The organism is Haloferax massiliensis, from assembly GCF_001368915.1.
GTDB classification, from domain to species: domain Archaea; phylum Halobacteriota; class Halobacteria; order Halobacteriales; family Haloferacaceae; genus Haloferax; species Haloferax massiliensis.
Window position 1 is genome coordinate 825,349 of sequence record NZ_CSTE01000002.1, and the last position, 14,754, is coordinate 840,102.

12 protein-coding genes and 1 pseudogene are annotated in these 14,754 nt (G+C 68.3%); 10 read left to right on the forward strand and 3 right to left on the reverse strand.

Annotated features, from left to right (window positions below):
* Window positions 1-215: pseudogene (locus BN996_RS08205) on the reverse strand (prephenate dehydrogenase); the annotation flags it as partial.
* Between the two features lie 145 nt (window positions 216-360).
* Between BN996_RS08205 and BN996_RS08210 the strand changes: the two are divergent.
* Both BN996_RS08210 and BN996_RS08215 read left to right on the forward strand, forming a co-directional pair.
* A complete protein-coding gene (locus tag BN996_RS08210) occupies window positions 361-1,206 on the forward strand; it encodes an SDR family oxidoreductase (protein ID WP_089778161.1) in 846 nt (281 codons plus the stop codon).
* Window positions 1,207-1,378: 172 nt separating this feature from the next.
* A complete protein-coding gene (locus BN996_RS08215) occupies window positions 1,379-1,900 on the forward strand; it encodes a hypothetical protein (protein ID WP_089778163.1) in 522 nt (173 codons plus the stop codon).
* Window positions 1,901-1,939: 39 nt separating this feature from the next.
* Here the strand turns inward: BN996_RS08215 and BN996_RS08220 are convergent, their stop codons facing one another.
* Entirely contained in the window at window positions 1,940-3,115 is a 1,176-nt protein-coding gene (locus BN996_RS08220; RefSeq protein ID WP_089778165.1) for a M24 family metallopeptidase, read from the reverse strand.
* A gap of 321 nt (window positions 3,116-3,436) precedes the next feature.
* On the opposite strand from BN996_RS08220, the gene aroA reads away from it, so the two are divergent.
* Both aroA and BN996_RS08230 read left to right on the forward strand, forming a co-directional pair.
* On the forward strand, window positions 3,437-4,729 hold the full coding sequence (aroA, locus tag BN996_RS08225; protein ID WP_089779884.1) for a 3-phosphoshikimate 1-carboxyvinyltransferase: 1,293 nt from the start codon (window positions 3,437-3,439) through the stop codon (window positions 4,727-4,729).
* Between the two features lie 66 nt (window positions 4,730-4,795).
* A complete protein-coding gene (locus BN996_RS08230) occupies window positions 4,796-6,034 on the forward strand; it encodes an alkaline phosphatase family protein (protein ID WP_089778167.1) in 1,239 nt (412 codons plus the stop codon).
* Here BN996_RS08230 and BN996_RS08235 read toward each other — a convergent pair.
* Window positions 6,023-6,562: a DUF6653 family protein gene (locus BN996_RS08235; RefSeq protein ID WP_089778169.1), complete on the reverse strand. Its 540-nt coding sequence runs from the start codon at window positions 6,560-6,562 to the stop codon at window positions 6,023-6,025. The two genes, BN996_RS08230 and BN996_RS08235, sit on opposite strands and share 12 nt — an antisense overlap.
* Before the next feature lie 106 nt (window positions 6,563-6,668).
* Here BN996_RS08235 and aroC point away from each other — a divergent pair, with 106 nt between their 5' ends.
* The 6 genes from aroC (at window position 6,669) to BN996_RS08265 (ending at window position 14,718) form a co-directional block, all read left to right on the forward strand.
* Window positions 6,669-7,877: a chorismate synthase gene (aroC, locus tag BN996_RS08240; RefSeq protein WP_089778171.1), complete on the forward strand. Its 1,209-nt coding sequence runs from the start codon at window positions 6,669-6,671 to the stop codon at window positions 7,875-7,877.
* Between the two features lie 199 nt (window positions 7,878-8,076).
* On the forward strand, window positions 8,077-9,972 hold the full coding sequence (locus BN996_RS08245; RefSeq protein WP_089778174.1) for a 2-oxoacid:acceptor oxidoreductase subunit alpha: 1,896 nt from the start codon (window positions 8,077-8,079) through the stop codon (window positions 9,970-9,972).
* A 3-nt stretch (window positions 9,973-9,975) separates the two neighbouring features.
* Window positions 9,976-10,914 (forward strand): thiamine pyrophosphate-dependent enzyme, encoded by a 939-nt coding sequence (locus BN996_RS08250; RefSeq protein ID WP_089778175.1) that lies wholly within the window; start codon window positions 9,976-9,978, stop codon window positions 10,912-10,914.
* 118 nt (window positions 10,915-11,032) lie between these two features.
* A complete protein-coding gene (lrpA1, locus tag BN996_RS08255; protein WP_089778177.1) occupies window positions 11,033-11,461 on the forward strand; it encodes an HTH-type transcriptional regulator LrpA1 in 429 nt (142 codons plus the stop codon).
* A 104-nt stretch (window positions 11,462-11,565) separates the two neighbouring features.
* Window positions 11,566-12,894 (forward strand): DNA polymerase IV, encoded by a 1,329-nt coding sequence (gene dinB / locus BN996_RS08260; protein WP_089778179.1) that lies wholly within the window; start codon window positions 11,566-11,568, stop codon window positions 12,892-12,894.
* A 63-nt stretch (window positions 12,895-12,957) separates the two neighbouring features.
* Window positions 12,958-14,718, forward strand: a complete 1,761-nt coding sequence (locus BN996_RS08265; protein WP_089778180.1) for an ATP-binding protein — start codon at window positions 12,958-12,960, stop codon at window positions 14,716-14,718.
* Window positions 14,719-14,754: the final 36 nt, after the last annotated feature.

The window sequence follows — 14,754 nt, forward strand, 5'->3', positions numbered from 1 at the left end:
TTGTCGGCGACGGCGTCGGCGGCGAGGCGCATCGGGACCGCGAGACAGACCACGTCGAACCGCTCGTCGCCGTCCAGCGGGACCGCCCGGCCGCCCAGCGCGTCCGCTGTGGCGACCGCTTTCTCGGGGGCCGCGTCGGCGAACGCGAGGTCGGCGTCGACGGTGCGGCCGAACCAGCGTCCCATTGCGCCCGCGCCGACGATGAGCACGTCCATCGGTACGGGTGTGGAGGTGCGGCGGGCAAAAGGGAATCGGTGGCGGCGGGTGTGGCGAGACGGCCGTCCGCGCCCGACCCGCAAACCCCGTTCAACGGACACCCGGTGTCCGAACCGTCAAGTGGTCGTTAGCCGATAGGAAACCATGGCATTCGATGATGTGGATTTCGAGGGTCGGACGGCCTTCATCACGGGAACCAGTCGCGGCATCGGGAAGGCCATCGCGCTCGATCTCGCCGACCGAGGCGTAAACGTCGTCTCGACGGGCAAGACCGTCGACGGGCGCGAGGACCTCCCCGGAACCATCGTCGAGACGACGGAGGAGATACGCGAGCGTGGCGGGAACTCCATCTGGTGTCAACTCGACGTGCGCGACGACGACTCGGTGCGGACGGCCATCGACGAGACGGTCGACGCCTTCGGCGGCATCGACTTCGTCGTCAACAACGCGGGCGCGATTCACATCGCCGGCTTCGAGGACACGCCGCCGAAGCGGTTCGACCTCCTCATGGACGTGAACGCCCGCGGGGCCTACGCGACCACGCACGCCGCGCTCCCGCACCTCCGCGAGAGCGACCGCGCCCACGTCGTCACCTTCTCCCCGCCGATGCCCGCCCGCCCCGCGCCGGGCAAAGTGGCCTACGCGCTCTCGAAGTACGGCATGACGTTCATCGCGCAGTCGCTGGCGGGCGAACTCGCCGCCGACGACATCGGCGTGAACGCGCTGTGGCCGGTCGCCGCCATCGAGTCCGAGGCGACGCGACACTTCGGGATGGGCACGCCCGAGGACTGGCGCACCCCGCAGATAATGTGCGACGCCGTCGCCGAACTGTTCTCGCGCGACCCGACCGACTGCACCGGCAACGCGTTCTACGACGAGGAACTGCTGTCCGAGGCGGGCGTCGACGACTTCTCTTCGTACGCCGTCGTCGAGGGGAGCGACCCCGGCCCGATGTCGGCCCGGCTGTTCGACCCCGACTACGAGCGATGACGCGCCCCGGTTATCGGCGCTGAGACTCGGAGGCAGACGTTTATACCGCGTGAACTCGATAACACGCACGATGAGTTCACGTGTCGTCGATACTGTGGAAACAGCCTCTCCGACGCGATGTTTTACCGAATCGGCAATTAGACTTATCTACCGGTGGGGAATCGCATAGCGCATGGAGTTCCCTCGCCTCCCGACACGAGACACGAGCGGTCAGAAGGTCGTCCTTCCCGACGACTTGGAGGGCGAACAGACGCTCGTGCTCATCAGCTTCGACCGCCGCCAGCAGTCGCTGGTCGGGTCGTGGCGCGGGTTCGCGAAGGAGCTATGCGAGACGTACGGCCATTTCGGGTACTACGAACTGCTCGTCCTCGGCGGGCGAAGCGGGATGATGCCGCCGATGGCCGGCGGCGGGATGTCTCCGGAGGCGGCCCGGAGCCGACCCCACGACAACGCGCTCGTCGCGCGGGTGGACAAGACCGCGCTCCAGCGCCGCCTCGGACTGCTCGGCGAGGGCAACATCTACGCGCTTCTCATCGAAGACGGGACGGTCGTCCGGCAGGCCGCGGGCGTGCTCACGCCCGAGACGGGCGACGCGCTGGAAGACCTACTGAAACAGTGGCGCGAGGCCAACTCCGGATGGACCGACGCGTCGGCCGTCGGCAGTCCGACGGGCGACAACGCTCTCGACAGCTGATTTTCCGCGCCGACCGCGATTTCGCGTCCGCCGCGCCGGCTACTCGACGACGAGTTCGACCGGGTACTCCGTCAGGTTCTCGTAGCCGTCCTCGGTGACGACCACGAGGTCTTCGATTCTGACGCCGCCGACGTCGGGGTCGTACAGGCCCGGTTCGATGGTGATGACGTGGCCGGGGCGAAGCTCCTCGCCGCTCGGACTCAGCGAGGGCAGTTCGTGCACGTCCAGACCGACGCCGTGGCCGGTGCTGTGGATGAAGCCGGTCTCCGCCGAGGGGTCCGCGCGGAGCGTGTTCTCGCCGGCCGCTTCGTACACGTCGCAGACGGCGTCGTGGACGTCGGCTCCGGTCGCGCCGGGTTCGACGGCGTCGAGGGCGGCCTCGAACGCCTCCTCGGTGAGGTCGAACCACTCGCGGATTTCGGGCGACGGCTCGCCTTTCACGAACGTCCGGGTCATGTCGCCGTTGTACTTCGTCTCCTTGTCGCGCGGGAAGATGTCGATGATGACGGGCTCGTCGGCGCGGAGCGGGCCGCTCCCGCGGTCGTGGGGGTCGGCGGCGTCGGCCCCGCAGGCGACGATGGTCTCGTCGAGGGCGCAGCCGTGTCGCAGGAGCGTCACCTCGATTTCCTCCCTGACGCGCTCGCTCGTCAGGGGGTCGCCCTCGTGGGTGAGCGTGCCGTCGTCGGCCACGTCGGCGTCGCGGATGAGGCCCTCGGCGGCGCGCATCGCGGCCTCGTTGGCGTCTTGGGCGGCGTGGACGTGCTCGACTTCCTCGTCGGTCTTCACCGCGCGGATGTTCGTGAGCACGTCGTCGGTCTCGGCCTCGACCGCGACGCCCTCGTCGCGCAGGCCGTCGGCGGTGCCGAGCGGGAAGTCCGCGGGGACCGCCAGCGAGTCGACCTCGTGGTCGGCGAGGAACGCCGCGACCGTCTTGGCCTTCCCGACGACCGCGCCGTGTTCGGCGTGCTTGTCGCGGTAGTCGTAGTCGGAGAGCCGCGAGACGGTGTCCGCGCGGCTCTCCTTCTTGGCGCGCCCGAACTCCAGCGTCGAGACGAGGAGGTGGATTCCCTCGGGCGTGTAGAGCGTCACGTACGGGTCCGGCGCGTCGAACCCGGAGAGGTACAGCTGGTTGGAGTCGCCGCCGTCGGCCGAGATGAGATAGCCGTCGAACTCGTCGCCGAGGAACTCGGCCAGCGGTGAGAAATCGGGTTCCATACGCCGGAGTTCGCCCGGCCGGTAGTAAAGCCCTCGCGTCGCGGTCGGCGGGTTCCGGTATCGGCACCGCGACGCTCCTCTTCGGGCGGGAGACGCGCCGCGGATGGACCGCCGGAACTCGCCGTGAGCGGTGACTGAGTGCCGCAATCCCGGCGCGACTCGTCCGCGGTTGCGGCGGTTCGCCGCCGGCCGTACGATACGCTCCCACGCGATATATGTTTGTTGGCAAACACGAAATCGAGCGACCGCGGTGCCGTCGTCGCCCGGGAGAACGTCGCCGCGTCCGGTACCCTGATACCGGACCCTGCCGACCCCTCGCGTATGGACGCCCACGTCTCCCCGTCTCGGGTCGCCGGACGCACCCGAGCGCCGCCGTCGAAGAGTTACACCCACAGAGCCGTCCTCGCCGCGGGCTACAGCGACGAGGCTGTCGTCCGCGACGCGCTCGTCAGCGCCGACACCAAGGCGACCATGCGCGCGGTCGAGGCCTTCGGCGGGTCGGTCGACCGCGACGGACAGACGGTCGAGGTCGCCGGCTTCGGCGGCCGACCGGGCACGCCCGACGACGTGGTCAACTGCGAGAACTCGGGAACGACGATGCGCCTCGTCACCGGCTGTGCCGCGCTCGGCGACGGCCTGACGGTCCTCACGGGCGACGCGTCGCTCCGGTCGCGCCCCCACGGCCCGCTTCTCGACGCCGTCTTCGACCTCGACGGCCGCGCCGAGAGCACGCGCCGAAACGGACAGGCCCCGCTCGTCGTCGGCGACGGCATGACCGGCGGCACCATCGAGATTCCCGGCGACGTGTCCTCGCAGTTCATCACCGCGCTCCTCATGGCCGGCGCGGTCACCGAAGAGGGAATCGACATCGAACTCACGACGGAACTCAAGTCCTCGCCGTACGTCGATATCACGCTCGAACTCCTCGCCGACTTCGGCGTGGAAGCGAGCCGAACCGACGCCGGTTTCTCGGTCCCCGGCGGCCAGTCGTACGCCCCCGAGGGCGGCGCGTACAGCGTCCCCGGCGACTTCTCGTCTATCTCGTACCTGCTCGCGGCCGGCGCGGTCGCCGGCGCGGAGGGCGAGGACGTCGTCATCGAGGGCGCGCGGCCGTCCGCGCAGGGCGACAGCGCCATCGTCGATATCGTCCGCGACATGGGTGCGAGAGTCGACTGGGACGAGGGCGCGGGCGAACTCACCGTCTCCGCGGCCGACCTCACCGGCACGACCGTGGACGTGGGCGACACGCCCGACCTGCTGCCGACCATCGCGGTCCTCGGCGCTATCGCCGACGGCGACACGGTCATCGAGAACTGCGAGCACGTCCGCTTCAAGGAGACCGACCGCGTGAGCGCGATGGCGGAGGAACTCGCGGAGATGGGCGCGAACGTCACCGAGCAACAGGACCGCCTCACGATTCACGGCGGCGAGACCGACCTCGTCGGCGCGGCGGTCGACGGCCGCGGCGACCACCGAATCGTCATGTCGCTCGCGGTCGCCGGCCTCGTCGCCGAGGGCGAGACGACGATTGCGGGCAGCGAGCACGTCGACGTGTCGTTCCCGAACTTCTTCGAGGCGATGCGCGACCTCGGTGCCGAGATGACCGAGCGCTGAGGGCGCGACCCCACAGCGACCCGCCCGGACGGAACTTTTTTCGCGCGCCCGCACGCCGACCGTGGTATGTTCGACGCCGACGCGCAGGCGCTCCGCGAGCGACAGTCGGACGGTGACTACCTCCTGCCGGCGTACGACGACTGGTGTTTCTCGCGGGTACCGGGGACCGTCGCCGACCTGCTCGGCGCGGACGCCGGGCCGCGACTCCCCGCCGAAGCGACCGCGGGCTACGACGACGTGTCGCGGGTGGTCGTCTTCCTCGTCGACGGCTTCGGCCTCGCCCAGTGGGACGGCGAGCGCGACCGGATTCCCTTCCTCCGCGAGTTCGAGCGCGCGGGCCGGGTCACGCCGCTCACCACAGTTTTCCCGTCGGAGACGGCCGCCGCGTTGAACACGTTTCACTCCGGGGCGCTCCCGGCCGAACACGGCGTCGTCGGCTGGAACGTCTACGACCCCGACGCCGACGAGCTGTTCGAGGCGTTGCCATTCCTTCGGAAGGACGGCACCGAACCGGAGCGAATCGACCGCGCCGACGTGGCCGACTGCGAGAGCGTCTATCCCGACCTCGCCGCCGCGGGCGTCGAGACGCACCACGTGACGCCGTTCCCCTCCGAGGAGACGGTCCCGCACACCTACGACCCCGAGGACCTCTCGACGTTCTCGGACGCCTTCGCCGAGGCCGCCGAGGAGGCCGCGGACCCGTCGTACGTCTTCGCGTACCTCCCGCAGACCGACGCCGTGGCGCACCCCGAGGGCGTCGACTCCGAGGCGTACCGCGAGACGGTCGCCGAGACGTTCGCCCGCGTGGAAGACGCGATAGCGACGCTCGCCGAGACGGCCGACGGAGACGCGGGCGAGACGCTCGTCTGCGTCACCGCCGACCACGGCCTCGTCGACACCGACCCCGAGCGCAACCCCGACCTCTCGGAACCGCCGTTCGACCTCGTCTCGGACCTGCGGACGCTCACGGACGGGACGCCGATTCGGTTCTCGGGGAGTCCGCGGAACGTCCACCTCCACCTGAAGGACGACCGAATCGACCCCGTCTACGACCTGCTCACGACCGAGTTGGACGCGCGGGTGTTCCGGAAACGGGAGGTGCTGGAGCGGGAACTGTTCGGTCCCGACCCCTCGCCGACGTTCGAGCGGCGACTCGGCGACCTCGTGGTCGTCCACCGCGACCTCGGCGTCTGGTACGGCGACGAGGAGCCGGGGAACCTCGGCTTCGTCGCCATGCACGGCGGCCTCCACCCCGACGAGATGCTGATTCCGCTCGCCACGGCGACGCTGGACTCACTCCGCTGAGTCGGAGTCGGGGCCGCGGCCCGTCACGCCCGTCTCCCGCACGACGGCGTCGACCCACCAGAGCTTGAGGACCATCACGCCGAGCGTGCCGAGGAGCGTTCCGACCGGCCTACGCCGTATGGCCGAGGCGAAGGCGTAGAGCGTGACGGGGACGTTGAGCACGTTGAGCACGTTCGGGTAGTCCAACCCCATCGTCCCCCGCTCGGCGTCGAGCCACTCGCGCTCGGCGAGGACGATTCGGCTGAGGTAGTTGTCCGTGCGCGCGGGCCGCGGGAACAACACCGGGTTGACCGCGGTGAACGCGAGGGCGGCGAGGAAGAGCCGGCGGTCCCGCCGGTAGACGGCGTACATCAACACCGGGTAGACGAGGATGCGCGTGCCGGCGCTCCACGGGTTGGCGTGGCGCTCCCAGAACGCCGCTTCGAAGCGGTCGCGGAGGCCGGAAGCGGAGGTGGAGGCGGAGGCGGGGCCGCGGTCGGGGGCGGACCCGCGGTCGCGGTCGGGGCCGGTGGAGGGCGTCGATGCCATACGCCCGATTCGTCGGCGTCGACCATGAACGTGGGGTCGCGGGACCCCCTCCCACGATTGCGGCTTTCTACAAACACTAAATGGGCGGCCACCCGAGGGGCGGGTAATGAACGGCAACGAATTCGGTCGTCTCTTTCGGATGACCACCTACGGCGAGAGCCACGGCGACGCGATGGGCGTCACGGTGTCCGGCTGTCCCGCCGGCGTGGAGCTATCGGTCGAGGACGTACAGCACGAACTGGACCGACGCAAACCGGGCCAATCGATGATTACGACGAGCCGCGGCGAGCCGGACGCCGTCGTCGTCAACTCCGGCGTGCAGGACGGCTACACGACGGGCACGCCCATCGGGATGGTCGTCCAGAACAAGGACGCCCGCTCGGGCAAGTACGAGCCGTACGTGACCGCGCCGCGGCCCTCCCACGGCGACTTCACGTACTCGGCGAAGTTCGGCACGCGCAACTGGGGCGGCGGCGGTCGCTCCTCCGCGCGCGAGACGGTGAACTGGGTCGCCGCCGGCGCGGTGGCGAAACAGGTCATCGAGCAGAGCGACTACGACATCGAAATCAAGGCGCACGTGAACCAGATCGGCGACGTGGAAGCGCCGGAGGTCTCGTTCGAGGACCTGCGCGAGCACACGGAGGAAAACGACGTTCGGTGTGCGCACCCCGAGACGGCCGCCGAGATGCAGGAGCTCATCGAGGAGTACCAGAAGGAAGGCGACTCCATCGGCGGCTCGATTTACTTCGAGGCGCAGGGCGTCCCGCGCGGCCTCGGCGCGCCGCGGTTCGATTCGATTTCGGCGCGACTCGGACAGGCGCTCATGTCGGTTCCGGCGGCGACGGCGTTCGAGTTCGGTCTCGGCCGCGAGGCCCGCGAGTGGACCGGCCACGACCGCAACGAGAACTGGGAATTTGACGAGAGCGAGTCGCAAAGCGACTCGGAAGACGCGAGCGGTGACGAACCGCGAGCGCACGGCGACCCCCGACCCGTCGGCAACAAACACGGCGGCATCCAGGGCGGCATCACGACCGGCGAACCGGTGTACGGCGAACTGACGCTCCACGCGCCCACGTCCATCCCGAAGAAACAGCGGACCGTGGACTGGGAGACCGGCGAGGAAAAGGAGATTCAGGTCGTCGGCCGACACGACCCCGTGCTCCCGCCCCGCGGCGTCCCGGTCGTCGAGGCGATGCTCTACGTGACCATCCTCGACTTCATGCTCCTCGGCGGACGCATCAACCCCGACCGCCTCGACGGACGCGCCGGCGAGTACGACACTCCGTACCACCCGTCGAGTCCGGACAACGAGTAGCGAACGCGATTCCGCGTTATCGTTCGCGCTATTCGGCGAGCGTGATAGCCCGTTCGTCCACTTTCGATGGTGGGACGGTGAGTCAGTTTAACAATATTAAGTCCTTCATTATCTTTCCTTGTTAATCCATAGCAAAGTCTTTAATCGGACCCTCCCCAACTTTTCAGGTAGCGCCCCAGCGGGGCCGTGAGCTCAACATATGACTGACCACGAACTTATCTGGCGGATCGCAGGGGGTTCCGGTGACGGTATCGCCTCGACGAGCCAGAACTTCGCCAAAGCCCTGATGCGAGCGGGGCTACACGTTTTCACGCATCGCCACTATCCATCGCGCATCCGCGGCGGCCACACGTACACCGAAGTGCGCGTGAGCGCAGACCCCGTCAAGTCCCGCGGCGACGGGTACAACTTCCTCCTCGCGCTCGGTGACTCCTTCGCCCGCAACCCGAGCGAGGGTGCCTACTACGGCAACGAGGAGATCAAGCCGCTGTCGGAGAACCTCGACGAACTCAACGAAGGCGGCGTCATCGTCTACGACTCCGGTCTGCTCGACGCCTCCGAAATCGAGGACTTCGACGAGCGCGTCGAGGAGAACGACTGGCACGTCTACGACATCGACCTGCGTACCATCGCCCGCGAACACGGTCGCGAGGTCATGCGCAACACCGCCGGTGTCGCCGTCACGTGCGCCATCGCCGACATCGAACCCGACGTCATCAAGAGCCTGATGTCGGACGCGATGCCGGACAAGATTCTCGAACCGAACCTGACCGTCTTCGACGACGCCTACGAGATGGTCCAAGAGGAGTACGACGTCGAGGCTCCCGACGTGTCCGCGCCGACCGGCGAACACGACGAAGAGCAGGTGCTCCTCTCCGGCTCCGACGCCATCGCGTACGGCGCCATCGACGAGGGCTGCCGCTTCATCGCGGGTTACCCGATGACCCCGTGGACGGAAGTCTTCACCATCATGACCCAGAACCTCCCCGAACTCGGCGGCATCTCCGAGCAGGTGGAGGACGAAATCGCCGCGGCCGCGCTGGCAATCGGTGCCTCCCACGCGGGCGTCAAGGCGATGTCCGGCTCGTCCGGTGGCGGTTTCTCGCTCATGTCCGAGCCGCTCGGGCTCGCCGAGATCACCGAGACGCCGCTGGTGCTCGTCGAGGCCATGCGCGCCGGCCCCTCGACGGGGATGCCGACGAAGCCCGAGCAGTCCGACCTCGAACACGTTCTGTACACCTCGCAGGGCGACTCCCACCGCATCGTCTTCGCGCCCGGTAACGCCGCCGAGGCGTACTACCAGACGCGCAAGGCGTTCCAGATCGCCTACGAGTACCAGATTCCGTCCATCGTCCTCTACGACCAGAAGCTCGGGGGCGAACTCTCGAACGTCCCGGCGTCGGTCTTCGACGAGGAGCCGAACGCCGACCTCGGCTCGGTCCTGACGGAAGCGGAACTCGAAGACGCGCCGCACGACGACTCCGGCAAGTACCAGCGCTTCCAGCACGACACCGAAAACGGCGTCTCGCCGCGTTCGCTGCCGGGCCAGAAGGGCGGTCGCTACCTCGCGACGGGTAACGAGCACATGCCCGCGGGTCACATCTCGGAGTCCCCCGAGAACCGCGTCGCGCAGATGAACCGCCGCATGCAGAAGGTCGACAACATCCGCGCCGAACTCGACGCCGACGGCGAGTTCAACACGGTCTACGGCGACGAAGACGCCGACCTCGGTCTCATCACCTTCGGCAGCCAGCAGGGCACCGTCGAAGAGGCCGCCGACGTCCTCAACGAGAAGGGCCACTCGGTCAAGGTCCTCGGCGTCTCCGAGATGATGCCGTTCCCGAAACAGCAGGTCGCGGAGTTCCTCGACAGCGTCGACGAGGCGCTCGTCATCGAGATGACCGCCTCCGCCCAGTTCCGCGGACTCATCTCCAAGGAACTCGGCGGCTACGGCGACCAGATGTCGAGTCTCCTCAAGTACAACGGCAACCCGTTCGAGCCCGCCGACATCGTCGAGGGCTTCGAGACGGCGCTCCTCGAAGGCGAGGAGCTCCCAGACAACCGCACGAAGTTCGTCCCCAAGGTGGGTGAATAAATCATGAGTGCATTCAGCGCAATCGGTGAAGAAACGGAGCAGGACCAAAACGAGTTCACCCCCGGACTCGAACCCCAGCCGACGTGGTGTCCGGGCTGCGGTGACTTCGGTGTCCTCAAGGCGCTCAAGGGCGCGGCGGCCGAACTCGGCCTCTCGCCCGACGAGATGATGGTGACGACCGGTATCGGCTGTTCCGGCAAGCTCAACAGCTACTTCAACAGCTACGGCTTCCACACCATCCACGGTCGCTCGCTGCCCATCGCCCGCGCCGCGAAGCTGGCGAACCCCGGGCTGACCGTGGTCGCCGCCGGCGGCGACGGCGACGGCTACGGCATCGGTGGCAACCACTTCATGCACACCGCCCGTGAGAACCACGACATCACCTACATCGTGTTCAACAACGAGATCTTCGGCCTCACGAAGGGCCAGACCTCGCCCACGTCGCCGATGGGTCACAAGTCGAAGACCCAGCCTCACGGCTCGGCCAAGACGCCGCTGCGTCCGCTCTCGATGTCCCTGAACGCCGGGGCGTCGTACGTCGCGCGGACGGCCGCCGTCAACCCGAACCAGGCGAAGGACATCATCGTGGAAGCCATCCAGCACGACGGCTTCTCCCACGTCGACTTCCTCACGCAGTGTCCGACGTGGAACAAGGACGCCCGTCAGTACGTCCCGTACATCGACATCAACGACTCCGACGACTACGAGTTCGACAAGACGAACCGCTCGGAGGCCTCCGAGATGATGTTCGAGACGGAGAACGCCCTCCACGAGGGCACCGTCCTCACCGGCCGGTACTACGTCGACGAAGACCGCCCGTCCTACCAGCAGGAGAAACAGCGCATCGGCGAGATGCCCGAAGAGCCGCTCGCGGAGCGCTACTTCGACGACTCCTACGAGTGGGAGCGGACGTTCGACAACTTCCTCGACAAGCACAAGTAACGTCGCCGACGTCGTCGGCGGCGTTCGGTTTCCGGCCGGCGACCGCGCCGGTTCGATGTGACCGAGAACCCTTTTCGGATTCGCAAGATATTTTTTACCCGTGAGAAAACCAACGGGCATGGAAACCACGTCCACGGAGGGACGCATCCTCGCGGTCTTGGAGGAAGACGCGAAAGCGTCGTACGCCCAGATCGCGGACAGGGCGGGCGTGTCGAAGCCGACGGTCCGGAAATACATCCGCAAACTCGAAGACGACGGCGTCATCATCGGCTACTCCGCCGACGTCGACCCGAAGAAACTCGCCGGGCAGTCCATCGCCATGGTCGGCATCGACGCGACGAGCGAGCGCTACGTCGAGGTCACGCGCATCCTCAAGGAACTCGACTCGGTGGAGGCGCTGTACACGTCCTCCGGCGACCACATGCTGATGGCCGAGGTCCGCGCCGTCGACGGCGACTCCCTCGGCGACGTCATCTCCGACGAGATTCTGTCTATCGACGGCGTCACGGCCGCACACCCCTCGTTCCTGCAGGAGCGACTGAAGTAACGCGACCGACTGCGACCGCGACCGACCCGCCGCGTCCTTCCTCGTCCGTTCACTTTCGCCGCGCTATCTGAAGCTTCAGGTGCGTCGCGCCCGTCCCCTCGACTATGGCGGAGGAGACGCTGCCGGGCACGGCCGACGACGACGGTCCCGACAGCATCGTCCTTCACGTGGACATGGACTGCTTTTACGCCGCCTGCGAGCGCCTGCGCGAGCCCGAACTCGAAGGCGAGCCGGTCGTCGTCGGCATGGGCTACGAATCCGGCGAGGGTCACGGCGCGGTCGCGACGGCGAGCTACGAGGCCCGCGAGTTCGGCGTCGAGAGCGCCCAGCCGATTTCGACCGCGCTCGAACGCCTCCCGCGAATCGACGACCTCGCCCCCGACGACGACCCCGCGGCGGCGGGCCACTACCGCACCGTCGACCTCGACTTCTACAAGCGCGTCGCCGCCGACGTGAAGGCGATTCTCCACGACTGCGCCGACGTGGTCCGCGAGGTGAGCATCGACGAGGCCTACCTCGACGTGACGGACCGGACCGCGTGGGACCTCGCGGCCTCGGGCGACCGGACGCTGGCGGAGGGCTTCGCCCGCTACGTGAAACAGCGCATCGCCCGCGAGGTCGGCGTCGCGGCCTCCATCGGCGTCGCGCCGAACATGTCGACCGCGAAGATCGCCTCCGACTTCGACAAACCCGACGGGCTGGTCGTCGTCCGCCCCGGCGAGGTGCGGTCGTTCCTCGCGCCCATCCCGGTCGAGGAGGTCCACGGCGTCGGTCCCGTGACGGCCCGGAAACTCGGCTCGCTCGGCATCGAGACGGCGGGCGACCTCGCCGAGGCCGACGCCTCGGCCCTCGAAGCCGAGTTCGGCTCCCGCGGCCGCGAACTCCACGACCGGGCCCGCGGCTACGACGACCGGACGGTCACGCCGACGGGCCGGCCCAAGAGCCTCTCTCGGGAGTCGGCGTTCACCGAGCCGACGGCCGACATCGAGGACAAGCGGGAGGTCGTCCGCGCGCTCGCGGCCGACGTGGCCGACCGCGCGCGCTCCCGCGGGGCGATGTACCGAACCATCGGCATCAAGGTGGTCGTCCCGCCGTTCGATATCAACACCCGGGCCACGTCGCTTTCCGGCCCCGTCGACGACCCCGAGCTGGTCGAGTCGGTCGCGCTCGACCTGCTCGACGCCGAGTTCGCCGAGACGATCGTCAGAAAACTCGGCGTCCGCGTCTCGAAGCTCTCCTTCGCGGACGCCGACCAGTCGAGCCTCGACGGTTGGGAGTCCGCTGGTGCGGACGGCGACGGCGGCTCTGACGACCGCGTCGGCGACGACCGGCACGACGACGACACCGGCCGCGACACCGATGACGACGAGCCACCGGCCGGCCGCGAGACCACCTCGCGCGGCGGCCAGTCGTCGCTCGTCGAGTTCGACTGACCCCGCGAGACCGGCGGGGCGAGGGGGAGGAACTATGGCCTCCGAGGGAGTCCACCAACTCGGATGACGGATTCGGACACGGAAACCATCTCGGTCGCCGAGATCAGCGACGGACCAGGGGGAGAGGGAACCGAAGAACCGGGGACGAGAGTCGACCTGCCGGTGGTCGACATCCTCACCGGTCGGGGGTTCGTCACCGGCAAGTCCGGGTCGGGCAAGTCGAACACGGCGTCGGTCATCATCGAGAACCTGCTGTCGGCGAACTTCCCGGTGCTCATCGTCGACACCGACGGCGAGTACTACGGCCTCAAACAGGAGTTCGAACTGCTCCACGCCGGGGCCGACGACGAGTGCGACATCCAGGTGAGCCCCGAGCACGCGGAGCGACTCGCCACGCTCGCGCTCGAACAGAACGTACCCATCATCCTCGACGTGTCCGGCTACCTCGACGACGCGGCCTCCGACGAGCTGGTGACGGAGGTCGCAAAACACCTCTTCGCGAAGGAGAAGAAGCTCAAGAAACCGTTTTTGATGCTCATCGAGGAGTGCCACGAGTACATCCCCGAGAAGGGCGGGATGGACGAGGCGGGCAAGATGCTCATCAAAATCGGAAAGCGCGGGCGCAAACACGGCCTCGGCGTCGTCGGCATCTCCCAGCGCCCCGCCGACGTGAAAAAGGACTTCATCACCCAGTGCGACTGGCTCGTCTGGCACCGCCTCACGTGGCGCAACGACACCAAGGTCGTCGGGCGCATCCTCGGGTCGGAGTACGCCGACGCCATCGAGGACATGGGCAACGGCGAGGGCTTTCTCGTCACCGACTGGTCCGAGTCGATTCGGCGCGTGCAGTTCCACAAGAAACAGACGTTCGACGCGGGCGCGACCCCCGGGCTCGACGACTTCGAGCGCCCCGACCTGAAGTCCGTCGACGGCGACCTCGTCTCCGACCTCAAGGAGATTTCCGACGAGAAGGCGAGACGGGAGAGCCGCATCGCCGACCTCAGACAGGAGATAGACAAGAAAGAGGCGCGGATTCGACAGCTCGAACGCGAGTTAGAGGAGGCGCGGGACCTCTCGCGGATGGCCGACCAGTTCGCGCAGGCGATGTTCCAGAAGGCCGAGTCGCCCTACCGCGGCGGCGACGGTCGCAACCTCAACCGCCCCACCGAAAAGCAGGCCGCGCTCGGCGAGTACAACGAGCGTGCCGAGGGTGAGGCGGCAGACGCCGCGGCCGACGCCGACTCCGCAGGCGGCGATGCCACCCCCGGAGAAGCGGACGACGCGCCACCCCGGCGGTCGCTCGAAGCGCCCTCCGGGCCGCCGTGGCCGACCCACGGACTGCTCTCTGAGGGCGGCGAGGCGTCGGCCGACGGCGCGGCCGACGGGGGCGGAGTGACCGCGCCGACCGACGGCGAGTCGTGGCTGGCTGACGCCGAGATGGGCGACTTCGAGCCGGCGGAACTCCACCCCGCGCCGGGCGCGGAGAGCCGCCGGGACGTCGTCGACCGCATGACGGCCATCGTCGACGCGCTGGGCGACGCCCACCACGGGATGCTCGCGCACTACCGCGAGCGCGGCGTCTCCGACCCGCTCGCCGCCCACGTCGCCGCCGGCGAGACCGGCGACCAGCACCTCGCCTACGGGCGAAATCGGTCGCTTCGACGGGCGGGGTTCATCCGGCACGCCGGCCGCGGGAAGTACGAGTACGCGCTCCCCGACCTCGTGAGCGACGAGTACGCGGACCTCTTGGACGAGGACGAACTCCGGGAGACGGTCGCGGCTATCGAGGCGTCGTTCGTCGAAGAAGAGGCCGACGGGGAGTAGACGCGAGACGCGACGCGGGCCGTCGGCCGGAGTCAG